We start from the raw sequence: 25,376 nt of genomic DNA, 5'->3' as shown, positions 1-25,376 counted from the left end.
TTCTCGGGCAACAGCCGAATTACCCACCGCGGAGAGCTGATTCGCGGCATAATTAACAACTGACATATGAGTTTGATAGAACAGTTGCGAGGCGCTATGGAAGAATCGATGCACGTCGGCGAGCAGGAAACGAGCCTACAGGACCAGTCCTACCACACCATTCGACGCAAAATCGTCTACCTGGACTACAAGCCGGGCGAAAAGCTGGGCGTCAAGCAACTTTGCGACGACCTGGATATGGGGCGCACCCCTGTGCGCGAGGCACTGGTGCGTCTGGCGCAGGAAGGCCTGGTGCGCACCGTGCCCCAAAGCGGCACCTACGTCTCACCCATCAACCTCACCCTTGCCGAGAGTGCCTGTTACATCCGCGAACATCTGGAAAAGCAGGTAATCGTGGAATGCTGTGCGCGCGCCACGTCGGCCGGCATCGAGCAGCTCGACCGCGCCATCGTGCTGCAGGAAAAGGCCATGGCCGAAGAGGATCGCATCGGCTTCTTTTTGAGCGACAACCTCATGCATCACATGATTTTTAGCATCGCATGTCGCAGCACCGTGTGGTCGTGGCTCGAAGAGACCAATGCCGACCTGGAGCGCTTCCGCTGGCTGCGCGCCGCCACGCAGGTTCTCGACAATCAGGACATCGTGAACGAGCACAAGCAGATTCGCCGCGCTATCGCCGGTCGCGACCCCATCGAAGCGAGCTTTTTGGTCAGCAAGCACCTGCATATGATGTTCCGCAACCAGACCGAGGTTCTGGACCAGTTCCCCGAGTACTTCGAGACCAGCAAGCTCCGCTAACCTGCCAAAAAGGGACAGGTTCATTTTGGCAGGTTTTATCTGGTCAAATGCAAAAAAGCTCGGCTCCGTCTTGATGCGGAGCCGGGCCTTAGTCGTTACAGCGCGCCAACAACGGGTCGCTCGATGTCAGTCGCCAGCAGCGAGCGGGCCGCATTTGCGCCAAGGTGACGTGAAATGAGAGGGCGCTGACCTTCTGGTCGCGCCCTCGAAATTGAACGTCAGATTGGCGTGAATGCGGCACGCGCAGCGTCAAGCAGTTCCGGCGTTTGGCAAAACGCCGGAACATCCGCTACTCTACCGTGACGCTCTTGGCCAGGTTACGGGGCTGGTCGACGTCGCAGCCGCGCAGGATGGCAACCTCGCGGGCGAGCAGCTGCAGCGGGACGCTCGCCGTGATGGGGCTGAACACGTCGCGGACGGCCGGCACGCGAATGATGCAGTCGGCAATCTTGTTGATTTCCTCGTCGCCCTCGGTAGCAACGACGATGACCTTGGCGCCGCGCGCCTTGCACTCCATGAGGTTCGACACGGTCTTGTCGTAGGTGGCACTCTTGGTGGCCACGGCGATGACAGGGAAGCCCGGGTCGATCAAGGCAATGGGGCCGTGCTTCATCTCGCCGGCGGCGTAGGCCTCGGCGTGCAGGTAGCTGACCTCTTTGAGCTTGAGCGCGCCCTCGTAGGAAATAGCGGCACCCATGCCACGGCCCACGAACAGCGCCGACTGCGCGTCCTTGCACAGCAGGGCAGCCTCATGAACGGCCTCGGTTTGGGTATCCAAAATCCACTGGATCTGCTCGGCCGTATCGGAAAGCTCGCGGAACAGCATGCGCGCCTGCTTGGTGGTCAAGCGGTACTTGACCTGCGCCAGTAGCAGGGCCAAAAGCGTGAGGCTCACGACCTGGCCGATAAAGCTCTTGGTCGAGGCGACCGCGATCTCCTTGTTGGCCTTGGTGTAGATTACGCCGTCGCTCTCACGCGCCACGGGGCTACCCACCACGTTGGTGATGCCGAAGACCTTGGCACCCTTGATGCGCGCGTCGCGAATGGCAGCAAGGGTATCGGCCGTCTCGCCCGACTGGGACACGGCAACGACGAGCGTCGTCGGCGTAATGATGGGGTTGCGATAACGGAACTCGCTGGCCGCCTCAACCTCAGTGGGGATGCGAGCCCAGCCCTCGATAAGGTTCTTGGCAATGAGACCGGCGTGGTAGCTGGTGCCGCAGGCGATCACGTAGACGCGGTCGATATCGTTGAGCTCCTCGAGCGAAAGGCCCAGCTCGTCAATATCGAGCTCGCCAGCAGGCGTCATGCGGCCCACCAGGGTATCGCGTACGACACGAGGCTGCTCATGAATCTCCTTGAGCATAAAGTCGGGGTAGCCACCCTTTTCGGCCATGTCCAGATCCCAGTCGATATGGGTGACCTTGGGCTCAATCACATTACCGGTCTCGTCGGTGTACTCGACGCCTGCGGGCGTGAGCTTTGCAAACTGACCGTCCTCGAGCACCACGACATCGCGGGTGGCGTCGATAAGCGCGATGACATCGGAAGCAACATAGGAGCCGGTCTCGCCCGCGCCGACCACGATCGGGGAATCCTTGCGGGCCACGGCGATCACGCCGGGCTCGTCAGCGCACACGGCGGCCAGACCATAGGCACCGACCACGTGGGTGCACGCCTCGCGCACGGAGGCCATCAGGTCGTGCGTCTCGGCATAAGCCTCTTCGATCAGATGCGCGAAGACCTCGGTATCGGTCTCGCTCTTAAAGTGGTGGCCGCGACCCTCCAGCTCTTCGCGCAGCTCGGCGAAGTTCTCGATGATGCCGTTGTGGACGATGGCGATACGACCGTCGCAGCTGGTGTGGGGGTGAGCGTTAACGACGGAGGGCTTGCCGTGGGTGGCCCAACGGGTGTGGCCGATACCGCAGGTAGCGTCGCTGTCGATGTTGGAAAGCTCGCTCTCCAAGCCCGCGACCTTGCCCACGCGGCGGATGACGTCGAGGTGCGCCGCGGCGCCCTCGCCCACCTCGAGCGCGACGCCCGAGGAGTCATAGCCGCGATACTCCATACGCTTGAGGCCCGTGACCAGGATGTTCTTTGCAATATCAGAGCCGGTGTAGCCGACGATTCCGCACATAAGATAAATCCCTTCGTTCGCGTGACTGCAAGACGTCCACGCACAAAGGGCGCTGAGACGTACAACGTTCGAGTATTGTACTCACGCAAACGCAAGCTGATATACCAGAAGTGGTATCTCAACTTAGATACCACTCGATGCACACACGTCCAGCCGGTCCAAACCACCACAAAGGTACCTGCCCCCTTCGTGGTGGTCGCGCTGGCAACAGCGTTTCCCCAGATAAAACCTGCCAAAATAAACCTGTCCCTTTTTGGAAGGTTTGGGATGCTACAATCTGGCTTGTACTTGAAACGCATCAAAGGGGCCGCTATGGCAAAGGTAAAAATCAGCGACGTCGCGCGCGAGGCCGGGGTTTCGTTGGGCACGGTTTCCAACGCGCTCAACCACCCCGAAAAGCTGCGCCCCGAGACCCTCAAGCTCATCAACGAGACCATCAATCGCCTTGGCTACCTGCCCAACCAAAGCGCCCGTCAGCTCGCGGGCGGCGCCACCAAGTCCTTTGGCCTGGTGCTCCCCCGTCTCGATCACGGCTTTTCGCTCCAAATCGCCAGCGGCGCCCACAACGAGGCCCGCAAGCACGGCTACGACTTGCTCATCGCCAACGCCGATAACGACGATATTCTCGAGGACCATTACCTGCGCTACTTCATGGGCACCCAGATGTCCGGCGTCATGGTTCAGCCCATGGCATCCCCCGACTGGCACCCCGCCATGACCAAGATGCCCGTGCCGATCGTCCATCTGGACATCCATTGCTCCGAGCCCGGCTACTACGTAGCGGCCGACAACGAGGCCCAGGGTCGCATCATTGCCGAACTTGCTATCGCCCGCGGCGCGCACCATATTGTCGTCGTCGGCCGAGCAGCATTTATGCAGCTCACCCTGCGCGTCCTTGGCATTCATAAGGCGCTCGCCCTGCACCCCGATATCAAGATCGAAGTCATCGACGCCGGCGAATGGAATACCGCTGCCGACGGCTACGGCATCGGTGCCCAAATCGCCGAGCGCCCCGCGGACGAACGTCCCGATTTTGTCGTCGGCCTGACCGATGTTTTGGCCTCGGGCGTCGTTTCGGCACTGGTCGACAAGGGCATCTCTGTCCCCGGGCAAGTACGCGTGGCCGGATGCGACGGCAACCCGCTCGCTTGGAGCGGATCGGTCCCGCTCACTACGGTAGCGCCCCCGGGCTACGAGATTGGCCGCAAGGGTGTCCAACTGCTGATGGAGCAAATCGAGAACAAGGCCCCGGCAAAGATCAAGCATATCCGTGTCGGCTCCGCAGCGCGTACCGTCACCGCAGTCGCCGCCGAGGATATCAACCGCCAAGAACTGGTACGTCCGTTCCTACTGGAACGCGCCAGCACCCAGGCAAGCAGCCAGACCGACGCCACGGCCATCAACCTCGGTGCGTATCTATAGCACGCCCGCGAGTATGCTAAGTCGCCGCTTAAGCAAAAGGGGCCCGACCATTGCCGGACCCCTTTTGCTTAAGCGCAAACGTGAGCAATCGCTCGTTTCAACGCCGCAATTTTCTAGCGCACAGTCTTGATTGCCGCCGCCAGGTCGAACAACGTATCGAGCACGGCCTCGCAGCCATCCACCACGTCCTGCGGCAGCGGCACAATATCGGGGACGGCAAAGACGTGGCAGCCGGCCGTGATGCCCGAGACGCAACCATTGCGCGAATCCTCGACCACGGCACATTCCTCGGGAGCAAAGCCCGCGCGCTCGCAGGCGAGCAGATACATCTCGGGGTCGGGCTTGCCGTGCACGACGTCCTCGCCACACGTTACCGTTTCAAACTTGTCAAAAAGACCGACCATCTTAAGGTTGCGCTCGGCCGTAACGAGGCGCGACGACGTCGCTAGACCCACGTGATAGCCCGCAGCCAGCAGCTCGTCTAGGCACTCGGCGGCACCGGCCTTAAGTTCCAGTTCGGTCTTGACCATCTCGTCGCGAATCTCCTTGTGGCGACGATAGATCGCCTCGGTGGTTTCATGGCTGCCGTAATGCTCATCAAGGATGTCCATAACATCGGGCAGCGTGCGGCCGATAAACTGATGGATCAGCGCTTCATCAATCGCGAGCCCCAGCTCAGCGGCGCCTGCCTTCCAGGCCTTAATCCCCAAACGCTCGGTATCGACCAGCGTTCCATCCATGTCAAAAATAACAGCCTTGATCATATCGGTCCCCCATCGACTCTCGCTGTCGCGTTGCTGCAACTCTACCGCATTTGGCAACTTGTATATAACGTATATACCATATTGCACTTTCGTTACACAGATAGAAGTCTTATGGCAAGTAACGCATTAGGATTATAGTTTTCGATCGAGTACTCAACGATAAGGAACGTTTCATGATTTTAGACACCACGGCACCCGTAGAGGAGCTTCAAGACAAGCTATCGGCGCTCGAGCAGCTGCTTTTGGCATACGGGCGCGTGGCTATCGGGTTTTCCGGCGGCGTTGACAGCAGCTTTTTGGCCGCCGTATGCGCCCGCGTCATGCCTACCAATACTCTTCTCGTCCATCTCACCACGCCGCTCATCGGCACGCCCGAGCAGGCTTCGTTTGAGCAGTCCGTTGATGGGCAGGCCAATGAGGGGCCGCATTTTAAGCTCCCCGTGCTCAATCTTTCGGTGGATCAGCTGCAGCTCCCCCAAGTAGCCTGCAACGATGCTAATCGCTGCTACCACTGCAAGCACGCCGGCTTTACCGCCATCGTCAACCACGCCAAGTCGCTCGGCTTTCCCACCGTCATCGATGGCAGCAATGCAAGCGATCGCGGTGACTACCGCCCCGGCATGCGTGCGGCAGAAGAGCTCGGCGTACGCTCACCCCTTATGGAGGTCGGCTTTACCAAGGACGAAGAGCGCGAGCTGCTGCGCGCATGGGGCTATCCCGTTTGGAACCTGCCGGCGGGAGCATGTCTTGCCACCCGCGTCCCCACGGGCGAGGAGCTTACGCGCGAGAAGGTCGATTTAATCCGCGCCTGCGAGGATTACCTGCACGATCTTGATCTGGCACAGGTACGCGCGCGCTTGATCGGTGGCTGCATGCATATCGAAGCCGCACCCGCAGATGTCGCCAAGATTGCCACCCTCGGCGGTGCCGCCGTCGACGACAAGAGCAAGACCCCGCTGCCCGCCGCCATCGAGTCCGCGCTGCGCGAGTTGGGCTGCGACCATATCTCCCCCGAGGTCACCCCCTACATTCACGGCAACATGAACCTTTAGGTTACGCCGTTTTACAAACGGCGTAACTGCTCGGCGCTGCGCAGGCCCCGGGCACGGCAATCTGACGTTCAACTTCACGGGCGCGACCAAAAGGTCAGCGCCCGCTTGTTTCACGTCACCTTACCGCACCCGGAGCCTGCTCGCTCGCATATGCTCAACCTGGGCTGCGTTAACTGACCTACCAAAAAGGGACAGGTTTATTTTGGCAGGTTTTATCCGGGGAAATATCGCAAGACAATCGCCCCTCCAGCACCCATCTGGCCTCGAGAGACACTAGAGAGGCGACCCGGCTGCATCTACTTCTTCCGATATCGGCGGTTGCGGCTCGTCGATGAGCCCATTACTTCGATGAGTCCTTTATCCGCCATTTTTGGCAGATGGTAACGGACAGACGAAATTCTGACCCCCGATGCAACCGCTATTTCTCGCGCCGTCATATCCACTTCGGCGCTGAGAGCCTCCAGGATCCTATCCGCCGTCGAAGCTGACGATTCTCTGTTCATATCGATAATTTCAAACGTGTCTTTGCCGCATTTTGACAGGACATGTTTATCCACAAGGTCCCCGCAGATCAGGCGAATGTCATCCGAATCCCACTTCAGGGCCTCTCGTATTTTTTGAACATCGCATACGCACCTATGCTCCCGCATAAACATGAGCAGTGTTTCCTCGCGATCCGTCAGCTCGGTGCCCACATGACTCTGAATCCACGTACGGTTTTCAGCAAGCTCCGCCCCGTGCCGGGAAAGCAGCACCGTAAACGAATCGGCCTTAACGATAAATTTCGGCCTGCCAAGCGAACGAGACTCCATCTCGCGAATCATAGCCGGGATACCAGATCCCTGGCTTTCCGCAACGGCCCCCTCGGCATGCTCTAACGGCGTCGCCCCCATTAGGCTCATGAGCTTTGGGTTTCGGCAGCGCGATTCCCCGTCTGCAAGATTGTCCACCGTCTTTCCGCCCCAAAGCCCGCCAGGGTTTTTGATCTCTATTCTGTCTGGATAGATATCGACACTCACGGCCTGCCCCACAAACATGGGCGAATATTCTCGATGGATGCAGGCATTTGCCAAGGCCTCGCGCAAAACCTCCTGGGGAACTTCCCAATCCTCCCTTCTGCCGGCGCCTTGCACTATCGTCGCTTTGCGCAAGTTTCGTCCAATCGCGGCAAGGGCATCTTCGATGCAAGCCGGAATCGGGCCATCGCACAACTGGCGGTCAATAAACCGGGGTTGCCCGGGTGCAGATTTTTCCACATCGGAATGAACGGCGACATCGATCATCAGTTTGGGATAGAACTGCTGGGGGTAAATTCCCGCCGACAGAAGCCCCGCGAGCTTCACGGCACCATCCTTTGTAGTGATATTGAGTCTGACCAGCTGCTTTTCCAGCGTATCGGCCCCGCGCAAAACGCGCGGGGTCTGCAGCCGGCGATTTGCGATAATAGACCGCACGACATCTGGATCCAAATCCTCGACCGTTGCCTCCGAAACCACCGTGCCGTCTGCATCGCTCGGAAGCAACGCACTCTGCAGCTCATATAGCTCAGCGGGTGACATCTTGATATCTTTATCATCCACGCGCTTGTAGCTACCGTTCTGCACGCCGCGCGCGCCGATATAGCAAGGCTTCGCTTTAAGCTCAAGTTCAAAGATGCGCACCAGAAGCACCTGGAGCCCGTCGACCTCGCCTCGATCAAGCTCGTACCGCGGCGCATGGGTCACCACTGCCGCTGAGCCTCCGTCTCCGATACCCGAAACAAACTGATCGCGCACCCTATCGATAGCAAAGTTAGCCGAAGGAACAAATCCTTCGGCTTCGTTCAGGCCCAAAATAATGAGCCCACCCGCAGTGTTCGCAAAAGCGCTCACTGTCTCCCATACGTCTGCGCTCAATTTATTCGTGCAGGCTTTAACTTCTACCGATGCGTCATCAGTCCCCCGCCTGCGAAGGCGCTCAACGATAAGGCCAAGAGGTTCATCCAGCAGCATCGGAATTCCGTCTCTCTAAAACGATAGATTTATCTCTCTAAAGTATAGTATATCTCTCTAACTTTAGAGAGATAGGCATCTTATTTTAGAGAGAAATTTAGAGAGATGCATCAAATTCACTGCTAGATTTCCTAATGTTATCTCTTTAACTGACCTTCTCTTTAAAGAGATATTTAGAGAGACGAGCGCAATCTCTCTAATCAAGGGCTCCACTCTTTAAGGTGCACACTTCCTAACCGTACCCTATGTTGCGGTGAAATAACTCACGATTAGCCTGCCAAAAAGGGACAGGTTTATTTTGGTAGGTTTTATCTGGGGAAACTCCGAATAGCCCCGCATGCATAACCGCTGCAGCTCCATATGAGGCAAATGAACCAGCAGCGTTTGCCCAAAATCTTGAGTATTTGTTCGATAGAACGGCCCCTGCCGGCTCCTGCTAGACTGGTAGATTCCCAACCGTCCATCCAGGAGCCTCAATGTCGCGCAAGCCCGCCTACAAGCAAGTACTTTCCATCGGCACCGCCGTGGTGCTCGGGTTTGCGCTGTTTACGGGATCGCTCGACGGAGCGCCCAAGTTGCTGTCGCCGCAAAGCGATGAGCGGGCGGTAGCTCTGGCCGAGAAACAAAACGAAAGTCCCAGCCGCACCGACGACGAGGCGGACCTGGTCGCTCGGCTCGAATCGGGAACGGCGAGCGCGGAGGACCCTCAAAACAGCCAGGACTCTGGCGATGGCTCCGATTCCGCCGCGACCGACACCGATGACGACGTTTCCGCGGACAGTGCCGCCACCCCCATCGACGAGGTCGAAAACCCCGACCTCAACCGCGCGCGCGGTGTTTATCTCAGCAGCATTCCCGACTACGCCGGCAACCCCTACGTTGCCCTTCGCGCCGACAGCACGCACCCGCTCGGCACACCGTCATTCACGCTCGATGAATACGAGCGCGCCACCGAAGAGGGCTGCTTTAAGAAGTTCTCCAAGCTCGACAGCCTGGGCCGCACCCGCAAAGCACTCGCCTGCGTGGGCCCCGAATCACTCGGTCAAGGCGAGCGCGGCGATATCTCGCGTATCCATCCTGCCGGTTGGCACCAGCAGCGCTACGACTTTATTCCGGGCCAGAGCCTCTACAACCGCTGCCACCTTATCGCCTGGTCGCTCTGCGGCGAAAACGCCAACCGCAAAAAACTCCTCACCGGCACGCGCTATCTCAACGAAACGGGCATGCTGCCGTTTGAGGAGCAGATTCTCGGCTACATCCGCGACACGGGCAACCATGTGCTCTACCGCGTCACGCCCATGTATAACGAAGAGGAACTTGTCTGCCGCGGCGCGCGCCTTGAGGCGCAATCGGTCGAGGACCACGGCAAGACCCTGTGCTTCCACGTGTACTGCTATAACCTACAGCCGCACGTGCAGATCGACTACGCCACCGGCCGCAACCAGGCATCCGGAGACTAATGCCGGCCGCGCTGCCCGTAACCAAAAAAAATGATCCGTTTTCCTCCGTCCCAAAGGATCAAATAGGGCCGCCCCGGTTACCCAAGGCGGCCCTTTCGTCAGCACCTACATTGCAGGCAAAATCACACGCTACTTGGCGCGACCCTCCTCATAGCGCTCGACCAGCTTGGCCTGAACGTCATAAGGCACCTGCTCATAGCCTGCGGGCTTCATGGTAAAGTCGCCCGTGCCGCGCGTGATAGAGCGTAGGCGCGTCGAATAATCCGTCAGTTCTGCCAGCGGCGCCTGGGCAATGACCACGGTATCGCCGCGCTCATCGGTCTCCATACCCGTCACGCGACCGCGCGAGGCCGAGATGTCGCCCATCACGGCGCCGGCGTAGCTCTCGGGAATAGTCACCGTGATTTCCTCGATGGGCTCCAGCACCACCGGGTCGGCATCGGCACATGCCTTGCGCAGGCCGATGCGAGCCGCCGCGCGGAACGCCATCTCGTTGGAGTCGACGCTGTGATACGAGCCGTCGTACACAGCCACGCGAATGCCCGTGAGCGGATAGCCGGCAATGATGCCGTCCTTCATGGTCTCCTGGACGCCCTTGTCCACGGCGGGGATCAGCGAGCGCGGAATGCGGCCGCCCACGACCTCGTCCACAAACTCATAGCCATCGCTCGTGCCGTCGGGCCCAATGAGCGGCTCCACGCGCAGCCAGCAGTCGCCGTACTGACCGGCGCCGCCGGTCTGCTTCTTATGGCGGCCCTGGGCACTTGCCGTACGGCGAATGGTCTCGCGATACGGAATGCGGATCGGCACGCTCTTGGCTACGACCTTGGTGCGATCCTCCAAACGATTGAGCAGCACCGAAACCTGCGCCTCACCAACGGCGGAGATAATGGTCTGGCCGGTCTCCTCGTCGCGGTCGATGCTCATGGTCGGATCGGCCTTGCAGGCCTTCTCGATAAACGTGTAGAGCTTCTCTTCGTCGCCGCGATTCTCGGCCTCGATGGCAATGCGGTACTGCGAGTTGGGGAACTTAAACGCCGCAGCCTCGACCTTGCCGGTAATCGAGAGCGTATCGCCCGTCTCGGCCGCCAGCTTGGGTGCCACGATAATGTCGCCGGCATAGGCGTGACCGACCTCGGTCATGTCGCGGCCGCACATCACATACAGGTGAGCCAGACGGTCGCCCTTGCGGGTACGCGCGTTGATCAGCTCAAGACCCGGCTCAAGCGTACCCGTCAGCACCTTGATAAAGCTGATGCGACCCTGCTGCGGATCGGCCAGGGTCTTAAACACAAACGCCACCGGACGGTCATCGTCGCTCGAAATCTTGAGCGAATCGCCGTCGATAAGCGGCATCTCGCCGTAGTCGGTCGGCGCCGGGAAGTACGTCGCGATGTCGTCCATCAGCGAGTTGACGCCCTGCTCCTTAATGCAATCGCCCGCAAAGACCGGCACAAAGATGCGCTCGGCAATCGCCTTCGACAGCAAGCCCTCAAGCTCCTCTTGCGTCAGTGTCTCCTCGCCTTCCAGGTACTTCATCATCAGCTCATCGTCGGCCTCGGCCACCAACTCGCACAGATGGTCATGGGCCTCCTCGGCCTGGGCACGATACTCCTCGGGAATCTCCGACTCAACGGCTTCGGTGCCGTTGCAATGGCGCGCCTTCATGCGCACCAGGTCGATGATGCCGTCAAAGTCCTCGCCCTCGCCCCAGGGAAGGGTCACGGCGCCCAGGCGCGTGCCAAAGCGCTCCTGCAGCAGGTCCATCGTGGTCGCAAAGCTGGCCTCGGAGCGCGACAGGCGGTTTACGAACACCGCACGCGCCAGGCGCAGGTCCTCGGCGGCATACCAGAGCTTAACCGTCGTAGGCTGCGGGCCGGCCTCGGCGTCGACCACAAACAGAGCCGTCTCGCAGACGCTCATCGCGGCAAAGGCGTCGCCGATAAAATCGGGGTAGCACGGGGCATCGAGCACATTGATGCGCGCGCCCTTCCAGTCGATTGGCGCAATGGTCGTCGAGATGGAAAATGAACGCTTGACCTCTTCAGGGTCATAGTCGAGCGTAGGCTTGGTGCCGTCGTGGCCGCCCAGGCGGGCGGTCTTGCCGGAAAGGTGGAGCATGGCCTCGGCGAGTGAAGTCTTGCCCACCCCGCCTTGGCCTACGAGCACCACGTTCCTTACGTTACCGGTCTTGGGAGCACCCATGATGACCTCCTTGCAGGGCCGCGCGCATTGCGCGACGCCAACGGGGAGAGTTCGCGGTCGGTGCCATCCCGGGAGCAGCATGGTCGGCAGCCGAGCCGACTCACCCTCCAAATGTCCTATGCCACCACCCTACCCTCACGGGCGACCGTCCATGCACACCTTTCGGCACACGTATGAATACAGGCGGCGAGAGGAAGAGACAAGCTTGTGAGGCGATTATTGAACCCCGTCGATGCAAACAAAAAGCCGCCACAGACCGTAAGACCTGCGGCGGCTTCGCCTCAATTAATAGTTGAGTAAATACCTGAGCCTATCCCTCGATACGGCTCAAGAACTCACGGGTGCGCTGCTCGCGTGGATGGTCGATGACCTGCTCGGCAGGACCCTCCTCGACAATACGACCGCCGTCCATAAAGACCACGCGGTCGGCAACATCGCGCGCAAACTGCATCGCATGGGTCACGATCACCATCGTCATATTCTGCGCCGCAAGGTCTTTAATGACACGCAGTACCTCGGCCGTCAGCTCGGGATCGAGTGCCGAGGTCGGCTCGTCAAAGAACAGGATCTCCGGATCGAGCGCCAAGGCGCGGGCGATACTCACACGCTGTTGCTGGCCGCCCGAAAGCTCACATGGCACCTTGTTCTCGTTGCCCGTAAGCCCCATCTGCGCGATCAACTCGCGCGCACGAGCTTCCGCCTGCTCGCGCGGGCGCTTAAGCACGCGGATCGGCGCGTCGATGATGTTTTTCATCACGGTATAGTGCGGGAACAGGTTGTAATTTTGGAACACCAGGCCGAATCGCGAGCGTGCCCGCTTGGGCACATCGCCCTTCGCATAGACCGCGCCCGAGCCCGCATCCGTCGCAACGGCAAGGCCACCAAACGAGAGCGAGCCTCCGTCGAGTGTCTCGAGCAGCGTGGCACACCGCAGCAGCGTGGACTTGCCGCCACCCGAAGGCCCGATAATCGCCACGACCTCGCCACGCTTGACCTCGAGCGAGATATCCTTGAGCACCTCATTGCCGCCAAACGCCTTGCGCGCGCTTTCGATTTTCATCACTGAGTTAGTCATGATAATAGTCCAGCTTCTTTTCGGCGGCGCCCAGCAGCATCTCGACCACAAAGTTAAAGATCCAGTAGATCAGAGCCGCGATCGCAAACGGCACCATGCTCACCTGCGAGGCGACCAGCGCCTTGGCCGTCGAGAACATCTCACCCACGCCAATGGCAAACGCCAGCGACGTGTCCTTGACCAGCGTGATGATCTCGTTGCCCATCGCCGGCAGAATACGCTTGGCGACCTGCGGCATCACGATATACAGAAACGTCTGCATGCGCGAATAGCCCAGCACCTCGGCTGCCTCGTATTGACCGCGCGGAATGGACTGCAGGCCCGAGCGATAGATCTCGGCAAAGTAACCGGCGTAGTTGATGATGAACGCTACGACGCACGCCGTCCACTTGGAATCGGGCGTGAGCGAAATGCCGAACACGTAGTACGGGGCAAAGTAGATGGCAAACATCTGCAGCATGAGCGGCGTACCGCGCATGACCGAAATGTAGATGCGCGCAATCCAGCGGAGCGGCGCAATTTTGCTCATGCGCATAAACGCCACGGGGATTCCCAGCGGAATCGACCCCAGCAGCGTCAGCACAAACAACTGCAAACTGACCAAGAATCCCTGGCCAAGCATTTGCATCATGACCTGAATAGACATTACTTGAGCACCCAATTATCGAAAGATAGACCATAGCTTGAATACTTGTCGCACAGGTCCTTAACCGTGCCGTCCTCGTAGAGCGCCTTGAGCGACTCGGTCACGGCGTCGGCCGACTTGGTGTCGCCCTTCTTAAAGCCGACGGCGTAGTGCTCGCTGGACAGCGGCTCATCAAGCTGCGTATAAGCATCGGGCTTGGCGGCAAGCTGATACTGGGCAATCGAAAGGTCGCAAGCCACGGCATCGACCGCGCCGCTCTCGAGCTGCATAAAGGCCGTGTTGTACTCGCCGATCGTGTCGAGCGTGGCAAACGTCGCCGCCAGATCCTTCTGGTCACCCTCAAGCACATCCTGCGCAGCGGAATCGGTCTGGGTAATCACGGTCTTGCCGGCAAGATCGTCCCAGCTCTTGATGCCTGCATCCTTCTTTACCACCAGCACCTGCTCGTTGAGCATGTACGGCTCGGAGAACGTGTAGTCGTCCTCGCGGCCCTCCATGGTAAAGCCGTTCCAGATGCAGTTGATGGCGCCCGAGTTAAGCAGCGTATCCTTGGCATCCCAGTCGATGGCCTCGTATTTGACCTCCCAGCCCTGCTTATCGGCAACAGCCTTGGCCAGATCGAGATCAAAGCCGGTGTACTCGCCATCGTCGCCCACAAAGCCGTACGGAGGATAGGACTTATCAAAGCCCACCACGAGCTTCTTGGACTCCGCAGCGCCCTTCACATCCTTGGCCGCGGCAGAGCCAGCAGCGGAGCCCTTGCCGGCACCACCGCCGCAACCGACAAGACCAAGGCCAAGCACCGTGGCGAGCGAGCCGGCTAGACCAACAAACTGACGACGAGACATATCGGTGTTCATGGTATCCCCCCTTGATGGCACTTTAGTTAAGTAAAGTGATTCGTGTAACGTCCAGAATCATACACTTTAGTGAGATGGAGTACAAGGGAGGGTTTGCCCGGCGTGGGCGGGGAGCGGCGCGTAATTAAGTTTCCTGCTCTACAGTCCTGCGCAAGACGGAAAGCACATTAAGTGCTTTCCTTTGCGTGCGGAACTCGCGATAAACTTAATTACGCGCCGCTCCCCGCCCACGCCGGGCAAACATCGTTGGACTTATCACTGACATGAAATAGGCGCTTGTATATCGTCCGCTAGCTTGGCACGGTACAATGCTTTCAGCTTTCAATTTGTAAATTAGTGGGGTTAATTCATGGCAGAATCTCGTGCGGAGCGTAAGGCTCGTCGTGCTTTGATCGAGGCGGCTGAGGGGTCAGAGGAGAAAAAATCTTCTCAGAAATCCAAGTCGTCTCAGGACGCGAAGGGTAAGTCGGCCAAGGGCAAGGCTAAGGCCAAGCGTCCCGGCTCTCGTCGGAGCGAGGATAAGGCATCTCAGACTCGCTCCAAGCGCCCGTATAAGAATCCGGTTCCGTCTGCGCGCAAGGCCGTTGATCCCAAGTCTCCTTGTTCGATCATGAAAGCTTGCGGTGGGTGTACGGCGCTCAATCGTCCTTATAAGAAGCAGTTGGCGACCAAGCAGGCTGCTATGGAGGAGCTTTTTGCTGCTCTTTGCGAGCACGAGGGTATTAGCGTCGACCCCATTCGTGGTATGGGCGTCACCCTGGGCGACCCGGGTAAATATCCCGCGCCGCGTGGCTTTCGTCATAAGGCTGCCACTCCCTTTGCTCCCGGCAAGGAGGGTGCTGTCCGTTGCGGTTTCTTTGAGCGCGGCACGCACAAGATCGTTGCCGTACCCGAATGCCCCGTCGAGGCACCGGGTGCCCGTCAGATTCTCAACGGCATCGCACGCGAAGCTGAGCGGTTGCATATTCCCGCCTTTAATGAGGACAAGCATCTTGGTTTACTTCGCTATGCCGTCGTCCGCTGCGGTTGGCGTACCGACCAGGTCATGGTCACGCTCGTGACCGCTCAGCGCGACTTGCCGCATGCGCAGGAGTTCTTTGAGGCTGTCGCCGCACTCAATCCGCACATCGTCACCGTCGCCCAAAACATCAACGGACGTCCCGGCAACGCCATCCTCGGCGAGGAAACCCGCATTGTATATGGCGCCGAGTGCATGCGCGACCAGCTGCTCGGCTGCGAGTTCGATATCTCCCCCACCGCGTTCTACCAGACCAACCCGCAGCAGACCGAGCTGCTCTATCAGCTCGCGATTGACGGCATGGACCTGCAGCAGGGCGACGTACTCATGGATGCCTATTGCGGTAGCGGAACTATCGGCCTGTGCGCAGCTAAAGATGCCCAGAACAAGGGTATCGGCATTATGCTGCTCGGCGTTGAGCGCAACCCGGCGGGCATTGCCGACGCACGTCGCAATGCCGAGCTCAACGGCCTCACCCGCAGCGCTTGGTTTATGGCCGACGACGCCACCGACTACATCCTGGATGCCGCCGACAACAACGAACGCGTCGACGTTCTTTCCATCGACCCGCCGCGCGCCGGCTCCACGCCCGAGTTCCTCGAAGCTGCCTGCGCACTTAAGCCGCGCCGCATCACCTATATCAGCTGCAACCCCGTAACTCAAGAGCGCGACCTGCATCAGCTCCTCGACGGAGGCTATTGCCTGCTCAAGATCACGCCCGTCGACATGTTCCCTCACACCGACCACACCGAAACCGTAGCGGTCCTCGAACGCCGCTAACCAACCTCAGTAGATTTTTGGGACAAGAAAGGGGGCGACCCGTCTGGGCCGCCCCCCCCTTCGCTTGGTTTATAAATTCCGCTACATCCCATTGCGCAGATCGCACACGCCGGCTGCCGCCATCTCGCGCAGCAGCGTCTCGCGATCGCGCGTCACGATCAGATCCAACGGGAAGTGAATCTCGTCGAGCATCTTGCGAGCGTAATCGAGCTTACCAATTGCCATGCCAATGTGGGCATCGGTCGACACGCCAATGCCCACGCCCAGCTCGGCGCAGCGCTCGGCAATCTTGCGGCATACGGCCCAATGCTCAGTGTCGACACCGTGTTCAAGACTATGGTTGTTGATCTCGATAATCTTGTGCTTGGCCTTAGCTGCCAACAGCACCTCGTCGATATCGAACGGCACGCCCGAACGCCCCGTGTGACCCAGCATGAACACCTTGGGGTGCTCCAGGGCATTGATATACATCTCGGTCGTCTGGGCCAGCGTCGCGCCCTCAGCAATCTGCGGATTATGCACGCTTGCAACCAAATAATCCAAATTACGCGTAACCAAATCGAACAGTGAATGCTGACGGCTGTACGAATCGCCGGCGATATCGAGCGTGACAGGAGTGTCCTCGCCAAACAGGCTTCCGTCCAGCGAAACGATATCGGCCTCGGTACCACGCAGCACCAGCACGCCGCTCCAAATGCGCGGCCAGATATCCTGGTTGATAAAGAATTGGTAACTGCGCAGGTCATTGGGGCAAGCCGTAACCATAGAGCTCAGATGGTCGGCAGATCCGAGCACCTGCAGGCCACGCTCTGCCGCCCAGTACACATTCTCCTCAATGGTCGAATATGCATGCGCAGAGAACATCGTATGGGTATGAATGTCACAAGAAAGCAGGTAGGGCATCAGGTCTCCTTATCTGGCACGGCCGTCGCTTATATTCATTGTACGCATAGCCTTCGATAGTCGTAAAACCACTCCATCCCAAAGACACAACGTCCATGACAACGGGGTCCGGCTTAACACCAAACCCCGTTTCACGTAAAACATTGTAGGCAGAGCGCTTTACTTTTAACGATACTCGTCCGCCAACTGTTTCCAAGCGGGTAGCGAATTGACAATCGTTTCGTAACTCACGCAATAGCCCAGGCGGAACCAACCCGGCATACCAAAGCTGTCCGAGGGAACCGCAAGCAACTCATACTTCTTTGCGCGCTCGCAAAACGCATTCGCATCGGGCTCCAGCGCCTTCACCCACAGGTAGAATGCGCCATCCGGCTCAACATAGGTATAGCCGTAGTCCGCCAAGGCATCGGTGAGCGCCGTGCGGTTGCGAGCATAGGCCTCGACATCACTCGGCTCATCGATGCAATCGATAATCACGCGCTGGAAGAGCGCCGGTGCACATACAAAACCCAGCGTACGGGCAGCACCCGCAACAGCCGGCATCAGACGCGCAACCTGCGGATTGGTGTTGGGAACCAAGATCCAGCCCACGCGCTCACCAGGCAGCGACAGCGACTTGGAATACGAGTAGCACACGATGGTGTGCTCGTAGGTCGAGGGCACCCAAGGCACCTCGGCACCGTACACGATCTCGCGGTACGGCTCATCCGAGATGAGCATAATCGGATTCTCGGGATCGCGCTGAGCGTTGGCCTCGCGCAGAACATTGGCCAGTCGCGTCAGCGTGTCGTATGTATATACTGCACCGGTCGGATTGTTGGGAGAGTCGATGATGACGGCCGCCGTCTTATCGCTGATCGCCTTGAGCACGTTGTCCACGCTCAGCTGGAACGTATCTTCATCGGCGAGCGCCTCAACACACGTACAGCCGGCCTTCTCAATCCAAACGCGATACTCCGGAAAGTACGGGGCGATAACAATAACCTCGTCGCCCGGGTTCGTAACGGCGTTGAGCGTGCAGGTGAGCGAAGCCGCGGCACCCACCGTCATAAATACGTCTTTGCCCTCATAGCTCGTGCCAAAACGGCGGTTGAGCGATTCGGCCACAGCGGCACGACATTGCGGCAGGCCCGGTGCGGGCGTGTAGCCGTGCAGCTGATCGCTCGGCAGCTCCAGGGCCTTCTTAATGGACTCCGCCACAGCAGCGGGTGCCGGAACGCTCGGATTGCCCAGCGAAAAATCGAATACGTTTTCCGCACCGATCTGCGCCTTGCGCTCAAGGCCATAGCTAAAAATCTCACGGATGATGGAGCTTTCCGCACCGCGAGCATACATAGTTTCGTTGATCATCTGTTCCCCTTTCGCATAGGCGCTATTGTACGCTTTAGCCGAGCAAAGTGCCGCAGCAATGTTGATTGGGGACAGACTTAAATGCGTGGAAACGCTCATTTAAGTCTGTCCCCAATCAACAGACGGCCCCATATCGCTCAAAAGAAAAAGCCTCCGCAGGTTTCCCCGCGGAGGCTTTCGCCACAAAGACTATTTGTCGGCGTCGGTGTCGGCATCGACGACGGCATGGTCATCGTCAGCATCATCGGATGCGGCTTCGGCATCCTCCTGCATGGCCGCCTGCGCAAAGGCCGCGGCATCAGCCGCCAGCTCTTCCTCGCTCATACGAGGCGCACGCTTCTTGGTCGGCATGCCGGCCGCCTTGGCATTGCGCTCCTCCTTGGCCGCCAGGATATCGTCCTCGCGCTCAAGGTAGGCGTCCCACTCGTTGTCGAGCAGGGCGTTCACGGCGTCACCTTCGACGGTCTCGCGCTCAAGCAGCACCTTCGCCATCAGATCGAGCTGATCGCGACGGGCGTCCAGGATCTCGACCGCACGACGATGGGCCTCACGCATGATGCGCTGAACCTCGATATCGATGCGGCGCGCCGTCTCCTCGGAGTAATCCTGATGATCGGCGTAATCGCGACCGAGGAACACCTGATGTTGCGCCTCGCCAAACACTTGCGTGCCCAGCTCCTCGCTCATGCCCAGGCGCGTGACCATCTCGCGCGCCATCTTGGTTGCGCGCTCCAGATCGTTGCTCGCGCCCGACGTAATGTCATCGCACATGAGCTCCTCGGCAACGCGACCGCCCAAGAACACGGCGAGCTCGTCGAGCATCTCGTTCTTGGTCTTGAGGAAGTGGTCCTCCTGCGGAAGCTGCAGCGTGTAGCCCAGCGCCTGACCGCGGCTGACGATCGAGATCTTGTGGACCGGATCGGAGTGCTCCAGGATGTGGCCCACCAGGGCATGACCGCTCTCGTGGTAGGCAATTGTGGTGCGCTCGGCCTCGGTCATCACGCGACCCTTGCGCTGCGGTCCGGCAATCACGCGCTCCATCGATTCCTCGACCTCGTCCATCGAGATCACGGAACGATGACGGCGAGCGGCCAGCAGCGCAGACTCGTTGAGCAGATTTGCCAGATCGGCGCCGGTGAAGCCAACGGTCATCTGGGCGAGCTTCTCAAACTTAACGTCCTCGTCCATCGGCTTGTTCTCGGCATGCACGCGCAAGATCTGCTCGCGGCCCTTCACGTCCGGACGGTCGACCGTAACTTGACGGTCAAAACGACCGGGACGCAGCAGCGCCGGATCCAGAATGTCGGGGCGGTTGGTGGCGGCGATCAGGATGACCGACTCGCTTTCCTCAAAGCCGTCCATCTCGACCAGCAGCTGGTTGAGCGTCTGCTCGCGCTCGTCGTGGCCGCCGCCCAAGCCGGCTCCGCGCTGACGTCCCACGGCATCGATCTCATCGATGAAGATGATCGACGGGGCCTGGGACTTGGCCTCCTTAAAGAGGTCACGCACACGGCTGGCGCCGACACCTACGAACATCTCGACAAAGTCGGAAGCCGAGATGCTAAAGAACGGCACGCCCGCCTCGCCGGCAACGGCCTTGGCCAGCAGCGTTTTACCGGTGCCCGGAGGGCCAACCAGCAACACGCCACGCGGGATCTTGGCGCCCAGCTTGCGATAGCGATCCGGATCGCTCAAAAAGTCACGGATCTCCTCGAGCTCCTCGACTGCCTCGTCCACTCCGGCAACGTCTTCAAACTTGACCTTGGGGCGTGTGGCCTCGTTGGTCTTGGCGTTGGTCTTGCCAAACTGCATGTTCCTGTTGTTGGCGCCCATCATCTGGCGCATAAAGTAGAACATGATGGCGATAAGGGCGATCGTCGGAAGCACACTCATCGCCAAGTCGCCCCAAAAATCGGGATCGTTGGTGTTGACGATGTACTTGGTATCGGGGTGCTCCGCCATGAGCTCGGCAAGCGAATCGGAGCCGACATAGGTCGAAGAGAAGCTCTTGAGCTCGCTCGTATCGCCCTTGTCCTTTTTTGTCTTCCAGTAATGACCCGTCACGCTTCCGTCTTGAACCGTATAGGTCAGATCTTCGACGCGATCCTGCTTGATGGCGCTGACCATCTCGCTCGTCGCGAGCTTAACGGTATTGCTGGAGCTGGCAAAGCCGGAACCCATATTAAAGAAGGCATAGCCCAGAAGCGCGCAAGCCAAAAGAAAATACAGCCAGCCCGTACGCGTGGGCTTCTTGCCTCCGGGCATCCCCGGGATCTTTGGGTCCCGGGGAGTCTGGGAATTGTTGTCGTTACGGTCGTCGGGCATCTTACGAATAAACCTCCGGTTTCAAAATGCCCAGATACGGAAGGTTGCGATAGCGCTCGGCATAGTCGAGGCCGTAGCCCACCACAAAGGCATCGGGGCAATGGGTTCCAACATACTTGGGCGTGATGGCCGAGACGCGGTCCTCAACGTCCTTCCACAGGAAGGCGGCGACCTCCAGAGAAGCGGGCTTGCGGCTCTCGAGGTTCTTCATCAGATACTTGAGCGTCAGGCCCGAGTCCAGAATGTCCTCGACGATCAGCACGTCGCGACCGCGGATGTCGATATCCAGGTCCTTAATGATACGCACGATACCCGAGGACTTCACACCGTCGCCGTAGCTCGAAACAGCCATGAAATCGATGTTGGTCGGCAGCTCGATCTTACGCATCAGGTCGCCCATAAAGACCACGGCGCCGCGCAGGACCGCAATCAGCACCAGATCCTTACCCGCGTAGTCGCGCGTAATCTCCTCGCCCAGGCGAGAGACGATACCGTCGATATCCTCCTGCGTGAACAGAACCTTCTCGATATCCGGATGTTGAGAAGCCATGACAACCCTTTCTTGTGCTTATCGCCCACACACCGCCGTATGGACGCGAACTACACATTCTAGCAGCGCACGGGGTAAATTTACCAGCCCGTGCGCCATCAGCGCGGGAATACCGTCAACGTCGCACAGAATAGCAGGCGTGGGACGCTATTCCGCATCGACCACGCGGAGCAGATATGCCACGCGCGTTGCGGCCGTGCACTTAAAACGCTCGTCCGCGCGAACTCCGGCGACCCACACCACGGCACCCCCCGGCGCCGTCCTCACCATGGGCACGCCGGCGCGCTCGGAAACGGGAATGCGAGCCTCGCCTAGCAAATCGGATACTTTCTTGCTTCGGCCACTCATCCCTAACGGGCACATCACGTCTCCCGGCGCGGGACCGTCCACCCACAGGCGCGCCAATCGCGCCTCGGCAGGGATCTCGCCACGCGAGCCCGCCAGGATCCGCTCACTATCGCTGTCGGCAAAACCCAGGGCAGCCGCGTCTACCAAAGCTGTCACTTCCCCGGCAGCCGCAAGCTCACGGGCGCGGCGCACGATATCGCATCCCGGCTCAACAGCCATCGGTTCTGTGACCAGCATACGTCCCCCGCCCAACGGCAAACGACCGGGTACGGTAACCCAGTCCGCGACCAGGCCCTCGCGAGCCGCCGGCGCCTTAAACGCCAGCATGCCAAACTCAATGCGTGCGTCAATCCCCGCCGGAAGCGTGACCGAGCCGGTGCCCTCGGCAACGCAGGAAAGGACTCGCTCCACATGTCGCATCTCGGGACGAGCGTCCGGATCGATGCGCTTAATCGCCAGTCGCACGATGCGCCGCGCGATTACCACCTCGGCCGCAGCCAGGCGCCTGGCATCGAGCACCAGTGCGCCCGCTGCCTCTTTGCGCAAACAGCTTCGAAACGCCTGTGCCGAAAGCTGAGACAAAAACGCGTCCTCATCGCCCAAGATCTCGCAGGCGGCGCCAATCGTCTTGCAGACGCTCGCGTTGCGCTGCGCCACCACTGGCATTACTCGATGGCGCACGTAGTTTCGCAGATACGAGATATCCTCATTGCTCTCGTCTTCACGCCACGGCTGACCATGTACCTGTAGATAGCCCACGAGCTCGCCATGAGTTAGGTCGAGCAAGGGACGTACCACGATATTCCTCCGGCGAGGAATGCTCGATAGGCCAGCGGGCCCCGAACCCTTAATCGCGTTCATCAAAAACGTTTCCGCGCGATCCGAAGACGTGTGCGCGGTGCAGATACGAGCCGCCGTTCGCGGTGCCCCCGTCTGGGCGCAGAGCTCGCGAACATACCTCCGCGCCGCGGCATAGCGCACTTCGCGGGCCGCGGCCTCAATATTGCCCGACTCCCCATCAAAATAAGCGTGCTCCACGCACAGCGGTAAACCATATTTCGCGCAGAGCTCACGCACAAAGGCCTCGTCGCCATCGGACGCCTTGCCGCGCAGATGATGGTTTACATGCAGCACATGCAGGCGCTCGCGAGCAATGGGGGCAACACCGCGCCCGTCTTGGATATCCAGCTTTGATGTGCACGCCATAAGAAGCAGTGCCGTCGAGTCCGCGCCGCCTGATACCATGAGCACGACAGGAGCAGCCTGCTGCCTCGTTCGGGTCTCATCGACTGCCCCGGGCACGGCATGGTGTCCGTAATGCTGTGATACCGTAGGCATTTGCTTCCTCCTCTATTCGTCCGCACCCATTGTATCCTTTGGAATCTTATGTCTCGTCTGCACCTTCATATCCTTGGCAGCGGCTCAAAAGGCAACTGCGCGCTCATCGAAGGCCCCCGGGGGCTCATCATGATTGACGACGGTCTTTCTCGCCGCGAGACATTAAAGCGCATGGCAGAACTGGGACTCTCGGCAGACAACGTCTCGGCTCTTCTCATTACTCATGAGCATAGCGATCACATCAAGGGTCTCGATGTCTGGTGCAAGCACTGGCACGGTCCCCTCTTTGCCAGCAGGGGCACACTTTCGAGCAAAGAAAATCTTTCGCATCTGCCTGTCGAGGAATTCGACCCCGGTGACACCCTATCCATTGCCGGCATCCACGTGCAAACCTACTCAACATCACACGATGTCATAAATCCAATCGGCTTTCGATTCGACGCCCTCGATGATTCCATCGGCTTTGCTACCGACACCGGAGAGCTATCGAGCCAAGCCATGAACACCCTCAAAGATTGTCGAGTCCTCGCGCTCGAAAGCAACCACGATGTGACCATGCTGCGCGAGGGAGAATATCCCCGCTTTCTTCAGGAGCGCATCCTGTCTGCAAGGGGACACCTCTCCAACGGCCAAGCCGCCGAAGCCGCGCGCGAACTTGTTACCGATCGCACCGAACAGCTCATTGCCATGCATATCAGCCAAGACAACAATCGTCCGAGCCTTACCGTCAAAAGCTATGCCAAAGCTCTAGCCGCAACCCTGGATGACGAGCTCGGCAGCTCCGCCACCCTTCTCCAAGGATCGCGAAAACTCTCGATACGCCCCGCAAGCCAGTATCGGCCAGCAACCATTCAATAGACTGTCCTAAACAGCAAAAGGGGCCGGGAATCGCTTCCCAGCCCCTTTTGTTGTCTTTTAATAGCGAAGAACACCAACGAAGTTATTCGATGGAGATCTTCGTAACGTTCTTCTTCTCGACGATCTTGGGAACCGTAACGGTCAGGATGCCGTCAGCGTACTTAGCCGAGAGGCCCTCGCTCGAAGCGTCCTTAAGATACACGCCACGCGTCGCGCTGTACGAGCTGAACTCCTTCTGCAGGAAGTTCTTGCCCTCGTTCTCCTCGTCTTCCTCGACATTCACGCTAATGGACAGACGACCCTCGTTAAGCTCGACATCGATATCGTCCTTGGCGACGCCGGTCAGATAAGCCTTGACCTCATAGCCATCGCCCTTATCCTCAACGTCAACGGGGAACGCCTTAGAGGCAATCGAGCTGTTCGCTAGGTCGCTCATATCATCAAACAGATCGAACAGCGAGCTTGCAGAGGGACGAACGCCAAAAACCGAACGATAAGGAACCATGCTTGCCATGTTTACCACTCCTTTATAGGACTGCCGAGTCATCTTCCAGGTGACTGGGACTTCTTTTGACGCTCTTATATATGCCCACCCAGTGCTCATATATACATCGACTATAAAGTTTTTTGAGTCCAGTACTATAAGCATATCTAAGTGCGTATGACTCAGGTTTTAGGAAGGTTAAGGTTCTTTGAACCAGAGCTTAAATACCGAGTATGTCCCCAGCTACAAATAACAAGGGGCTTACAATGAGCGCGTACACGTTGTTGGTAACGAGCTAAAGGGCATCATGGACGACCAAAACCAGAACAATATGTTTATGCCGACGCAGGGGGAAGATACTTCCACGCAGCCGCCACGGTTCCATCGCCCCCACATCTCGCAAGAGCCCATTAATGATCCGGAGCCCGAGTATGTGACGAGAAATCGATATCAAACGCTCGAGGATGCCCAAACGGGACGCAAACATATGGGCGTCGCCTCGGGAGACCCTGTATATCTGAAAGACGCACCATTATCTAAAAACAGCGCAGCTAGTGATGAGCCGATGAAAGCATCCGCCGCTCATCAACAAAGAGGTCCTCGACCAAAGCAAACCTTGACGCATTCGGCTCGCTATCTCGAAACGCCAAAACAGGGAAAATCAATCTTCGTTTCATCAAGTAAACGACGCAAGCAGCATCGACTGACAATCCTGCTTTTGATCATTGTGGCCATAGCAGTTGCCCTTGTTATTCGTTTTATTTTCTTTAAATAAAAGCTCAATACCAAAAAGAATTAAATCGTCTGGCGTAAATGAGTCATTTATGCCCGGTAAACGCAAAAAAGGGGGAGGCCGCGAGGCCTCCCCCTTCTCAGTTCAAGCGTACGGCTCGGTGCCGTCCACCGGTCAGCGGCGCCCTGGCCTCCCACGGGCTGACCCCGCAGTACTCTCGGCGCGATGGGGCTTAGCTTCCGGGTTCGGAACGGGACCGGGCGTGCCCCCCATGCTCTG

Annotated in this window: 20 protein-coding genes and 1 rRNA gene; 7 read left to right on the top strand and 14 right to left on the bottom strand. The window is 58.9% G+C overall.

What is annotated here, in order from left to right:
* Positions 1-96 precede the first annotated feature (96 nt).
* Positions 97-798, top strand: coding sequence for a GntR family transcriptional regulator (locus AAAX34_RS08815; protein WP_050766156.1), 702 nt, complete (start codon positions 97-99; stop codon positions 796-798).
* Positions 799-1,087: 289 nt separating this feature from the next.
* Here the strand turns inward: AAAX34_RS08815 and glmS are convergent, their stop codons facing one another.
* Complete coding sequence (gene glmS / locus AAAX34_RS08810) at positions 1,088-2,935, bottom strand: glutamine--fructose-6-phosphate transaminase (isomerizing) (RefSeq protein WP_022094248.1); 1,848 nt, start codon at positions 2,933-2,935, stop codon at positions 1,088-1,090.
* Between the two features lie 312 nt (positions 2,936-3,247).
* Here glmS and AAAX34_RS08805 point away from each other — a divergent pair, with 312 nt between their 5' ends.
* A complete protein-coding gene (locus tag AAAX34_RS08805) occupies positions 3,248-4,357 on the top strand; it encodes a LacI family DNA-binding transcriptional regulator (RefSeq protein WP_022094247.1) in 1,110 nt (369 codons plus the stop codon).
* A gap of 113 nt (positions 4,358-4,470) precedes the next feature.
* Here the strand turns inward: AAAX34_RS08805 and AAAX34_RS08800 are convergent, their stop codons facing one another.
* Complete coding sequence (locus tag AAAX34_RS08800; protein WP_349110939.1) at positions 4,471-5,121, bottom strand: HAD family phosphatase; 651 nt, start codon at positions 5,119-5,121, stop codon at positions 4,471-4,473.
* A 173-nt stretch (positions 5,122-5,294) separates the two neighbouring features.
* Here AAAX34_RS08800 and AAAX34_RS08795 point away from each other — a divergent pair, with 173 nt between their 5' ends.
* Entirely contained in the window at positions 5,295-6,173 is an 879-nt protein-coding gene (locus AAAX34_RS08795; RefSeq protein ID WP_349110938.1) for an ATP-dependent sacrificial sulfur transferase LarE, read from the top strand.
* A 296-nt stretch (positions 6,174-6,469) separates the two neighbouring features.
* Here AAAX34_RS08795 and AAAX34_RS08790 read toward each other — a convergent pair whose 3' ends face one another.
* Positions 6,470-8,164: an ATP-binding protein gene (locus AAAX34_RS08790; protein ID WP_215693553.1), complete on the bottom strand. Its 1,695-nt coding sequence runs from the start codon at positions 8,162-8,164 to the stop codon at positions 6,470-6,472.
* A 476-nt stretch (positions 8,165-8,640) separates the two neighbouring features.
* On the opposite strand from AAAX34_RS08790, the gene AAAX34_RS08785 reads away from it, so the two are divergent.
* Entirely contained in the window at positions 8,641-9,624 is a 984-nt protein-coding gene (locus tag AAAX34_RS08785) for a DNA/RNA non-specific endonuclease (RefSeq protein WP_349110935.1), read from the top strand.
* Positions 9,625-9,753: 129 nt separating this feature from the next.
* Here AAAX34_RS08785 and AAAX34_RS08780 read toward each other — a convergent pair whose 3' ends face one another.
* The 4 genes from AAAX34_RS08780 to AAAX34_RS08765 form a co-directional block, all read right to left on the bottom strand.
* Entirely contained in the window at positions 9,754-11,829 is a 2,076-nt protein-coding gene (locus AAAX34_RS08780) for an elongation factor G (RefSeq protein ID WP_035138729.1), read from the bottom strand.
* A gap of 310 nt (positions 11,830-12,139) precedes the next feature.
* Complete coding sequence (locus AAAX34_RS08775) at positions 12,140-12,889, bottom strand: amino acid ABC transporter ATP-binding protein (protein ID WP_349110933.1); 750 nt, start codon at positions 12,887-12,889, stop codon at positions 12,140-12,142.
* Positions 12,890-12,896: 7 nt separating this feature from the next.
* Entirely contained in the window at positions 12,897-13,550 is a 654-nt protein-coding gene (locus AAAX34_RS08770; protein ID WP_195521063.1) for an amino acid ABC transporter permease, read from the bottom strand.
* Positions 13,550-14,410: a transporter substrate-binding domain-containing protein gene (locus tag AAAX34_RS08765; RefSeq protein ID WP_099432383.1), complete on the bottom strand. Its 861-nt coding sequence runs from the start codon at positions 14,408-14,410 to the stop codon at positions 13,550-13,552. The genes AAAX34_RS08770 and AAAX34_RS08765 overlap by 1 nt, the downstream gene beginning before the upstream one ends.
* Before the next feature lie 349 nt (positions 14,411-14,759).
* On the opposite strand from AAAX34_RS08765, the gene rlmD reads away from it, so the two are divergent.
* Positions 14,760-16,208, top strand: a complete 1,449-nt coding sequence (rlmD, locus tag AAAX34_RS08760; protein WP_349110931.1) for a 23S rRNA (uracil(1939)-C(5))-methyltransferase RlmD — start codon at positions 14,760-14,762, stop codon at positions 16,206-16,208.
* Between the two features lie 81 nt (positions 16,209-16,289).
* Here the strand turns inward: rlmD and AAAX34_RS08755 are convergent, their stop codons facing one another.
* The 5 genes from AAAX34_RS08755 to tilS all read right to left on the bottom strand — a co-directional run bounded on the left by AAAX34_RS08755 (position 16,290) and on the right by tilS (position 23,022).
* Positions 16,290-17,111 carry a phosphatase gene (locus tag AAAX34_RS08755; protein ID WP_349110929.1) on the bottom strand — a complete coding sequence of 274 codons (822 nt, stop codon included), beginning with the start codon at positions 17,109-17,111 and terminating at the stop codon, positions 16,290-16,292.
* 165 nt (positions 17,112-17,276) lie between these two features.
* Positions 17,277-18,461: a pyridoxal phosphate-dependent aminotransferase gene (locus tag AAAX34_RS08750; protein WP_349110927.1), complete on the bottom strand. Its 1,185-nt coding sequence runs from the start codon at positions 18,459-18,461 to the stop codon at positions 17,277-17,279.
* A gap of 189 nt (positions 18,462-18,650) precedes the next feature.
* Entirely contained in the window at positions 18,651-20,726 is a 2,076-nt protein-coding gene (gene ftsH / locus AAAX34_RS08745) for an ATP-dependent zinc metalloprotease FtsH (protein ID WP_349110925.1), read from the bottom strand.
* 61 nt (positions 20,727-20,787) lie between these two features.
* Positions 20,788-21,336: a hypoxanthine phosphoribosyltransferase gene (hpt, locus tag AAAX34_RS08740; RefSeq protein ID WP_022093938.1), complete on the bottom strand. Its 549-nt coding sequence runs from the start codon at positions 21,334-21,336 to the stop codon at positions 20,788-20,790.
* 147 nt (positions 21,337-21,483) lie between these two features.
* Entirely contained in the window at positions 21,484-23,022 is a 1,539-nt protein-coding gene (gene tilS, locus AAAX34_RS08735) for a tRNA lysidine(34) synthetase TilS (protein WP_271748163.1), read from the bottom strand.
* A 48-nt stretch (positions 23,023-23,070) separates the two neighbouring features.
* Between tilS and AAAX34_RS08730 the strand changes: the two genes are divergently transcribed.
* Entirely contained in the window at positions 23,071-23,880 is an 810-nt protein-coding gene (locus AAAX34_RS08730; protein ID WP_349110923.1) for an MBL fold metallo-hydrolase, read from the top strand.
* Between the two features lie 82 nt (positions 23,881-23,962).
* On the opposite strand, the gene AAAX34_RS08725 is transcribed toward AAAX34_RS08730, so the two are convergent.
* Positions 23,963-24,394, bottom strand: coding sequence for an Hsp20 family protein (locus AAAX34_RS08725; protein ID WP_055310182.1), 432 nt, complete (start codon positions 24,392-24,394; stop codon positions 23,963-23,965).
* A gap of 277 nt (positions 24,395-24,671) precedes the next feature.
* On the opposite strand from AAAX34_RS08725, the gene AAAX34_RS08720 reads away from it, so the two are divergent.
* Entirely contained in the window at positions 24,672-25,139 is a 468-nt protein-coding gene (locus AAAX34_RS08720; protein WP_349110921.1) for a hypothetical protein, read from the top strand.
* A gap of 130 nt (positions 25,140-25,269) precedes the next feature.
* Here the strand turns inward: AAAX34_RS08720 and rrf are convergent.
* Positions 25,270-25,376 (bottom strand): 5S ribosomal RNA (rrf, locus tag AAAX34_RS08715); the annotation flags it as partial.

Source organism: Collinsella sp. CLA-ER-H4, from assembly GCF_040092395.1.
Lineage (GTDB): Bacteria > Actinomycetota > Coriobacteriia > Coriobacteriales > Coriobacteriaceae > Collinsella.
The sequence above is the reverse complement of the archived record's forward strand: the minus strand, read 5'-3'. Positions and strand labels throughout refer to the sequence as shown.

What these genes read in the sequence shown, in the direction of transcription:
- AAAX34_RS08750 (WP_349110927.1), bottom strand. Translation starts at nt 18,461, where the DNA reads ATGATCAACGAAACTATGTATGCTCGCGGTGCGGAAAGCTCCATCATC.
- AAAX34_RS08775 (WP_349110933.1), bottom strand. Translation starts at nt 12,889, where the DNA reads ATGAAAATCGAAAGCGCGCGCAAGGCGTTTGGCGGCAATGAGGTGCTC.
- AAAX34_RS08785 (WP_349110935.1), top strand. Translation starts at nt 8,641, where the DNA reads ATGTCGCGCAAGCCCGCCTACAAGCAAGTACTTTCCATCGGCACCGCC.
- AAAX34_RS08765 (WP_099432383.1), bottom strand. Translation starts at nt 14,410, where the DNA reads ATGAACACCGATATGTCTCGTCGTCAGTTTGTTGGTCTAGCCGGCTCG.
- AAAX34_RS08815 (WP_050766156.1), top strand. Translation starts at nt 97, where the DNA reads ATGGAAGAATCGATGCACGTCGGCGAGCAGGAAACGAGCCTACAGGAC.
- glmS (WP_022094248.1), bottom strand. Translation starts at nt 2,935, where the DNA reads ATGTGCGGAATCGTCGGCTACACCGGCTCTGATATTGCAAAGAACATC.
- AAAX34_RS08805 (WP_022094247.1), top strand. Translation starts at nt 3,248, where the DNA reads ATGGCAAAGGTAAAAATCAGCGACGTCGCGCGCGAGGCCGGGGTTTCG.
- AAAX34_RS08725 (WP_055310182.1), bottom strand. Translation starts at nt 24,394, where the DNA reads ATGGCAAGCATGGTTCCTTATCGTTCGGTTTTTGGCGTTCGTCCCTCT.
- AAAX34_RS08800 (WP_349110939.1), bottom strand. Translation starts at nt 5,121, where the DNA reads ATGATCAAGGCTGTTATTTTTGACATGGATGGAACGCTGGTCGATACC.
- AAAX34_RS08755 (WP_349110929.1), bottom strand. Translation starts at nt 17,111, where the DNA reads ATGCCCTACCTGCTTTCTTGTGACATTCATACCCATACGATGTTCTCT.
- tilS (WP_271748163.1), bottom strand. Translation starts at nt 23,022, where the DNA reads ATGCCTACGGTATCACAGCATTACGGACACCATGCCGTGCCCGGGGCA.
- AAAX34_RS08730 (WP_349110923.1), top strand. Translation starts at nt 23,071, where the DNA reads ATGTCTCGTCTGCACCTTCATATCCTTGGCAGCGGCTCAAAAGGCAAC.
- ftsH (WP_349110925.1), bottom strand. Translation starts at nt 20,726, where the DNA reads ATGCCCGGAGGCAAGAAGCCCACGCGTACGGGCTGGCTGTATTTTCTT.
- hpt (WP_022093938.1), bottom strand. Translation starts at nt 21,336, where the DNA reads ATGGCTTCTCAACATCCGGATATCGAGAAGGTTCTGTTCACGCAGGAG.
- AAAX34_RS08720 (WP_349110921.1), top strand. Translation starts at nt 24,672, where the DNA reads ATGGACGACCAAAACCAGAACAATATGTTTATGCCGACGCAGGGGGAA.
- AAAX34_RS08790 (WP_215693553.1), bottom strand. Translation starts at nt 8,164, where the DNA reads ATGCTGCTGGATGAACCTCTTGGCCTTATCGTTGAGCGCCTTCGCAGG.
- AAAX34_RS08780 (WP_035138729.1), bottom strand. Translation starts at nt 11,829, where the DNA reads ATGGGTGCTCCCAAGACCGGTAACGTAAGGAACGTGGTGCTCGTAGGC.
- AAAX34_RS08770 (WP_195521063.1), bottom strand. Translation starts at nt 13,550, where the DNA reads ATGTCTATTCAGGTCATGATGCAAATGCTTGGCCAGGGATTCTTGGTC.
- AAAX34_RS08795 (WP_349110938.1), top strand. Translation starts at nt 5,295, where the DNA reads ATGATTTTAGACACCACGGCACCCGTAGAGGAGCTTCAAGACAAGCTA.
- rlmD (WP_349110931.1), top strand. Translation starts at nt 14,760, where the DNA reads ATGGCAGAATCTCGTGCGGAGCGTAAGGCTCGTCGTGCTTTGATCGAG.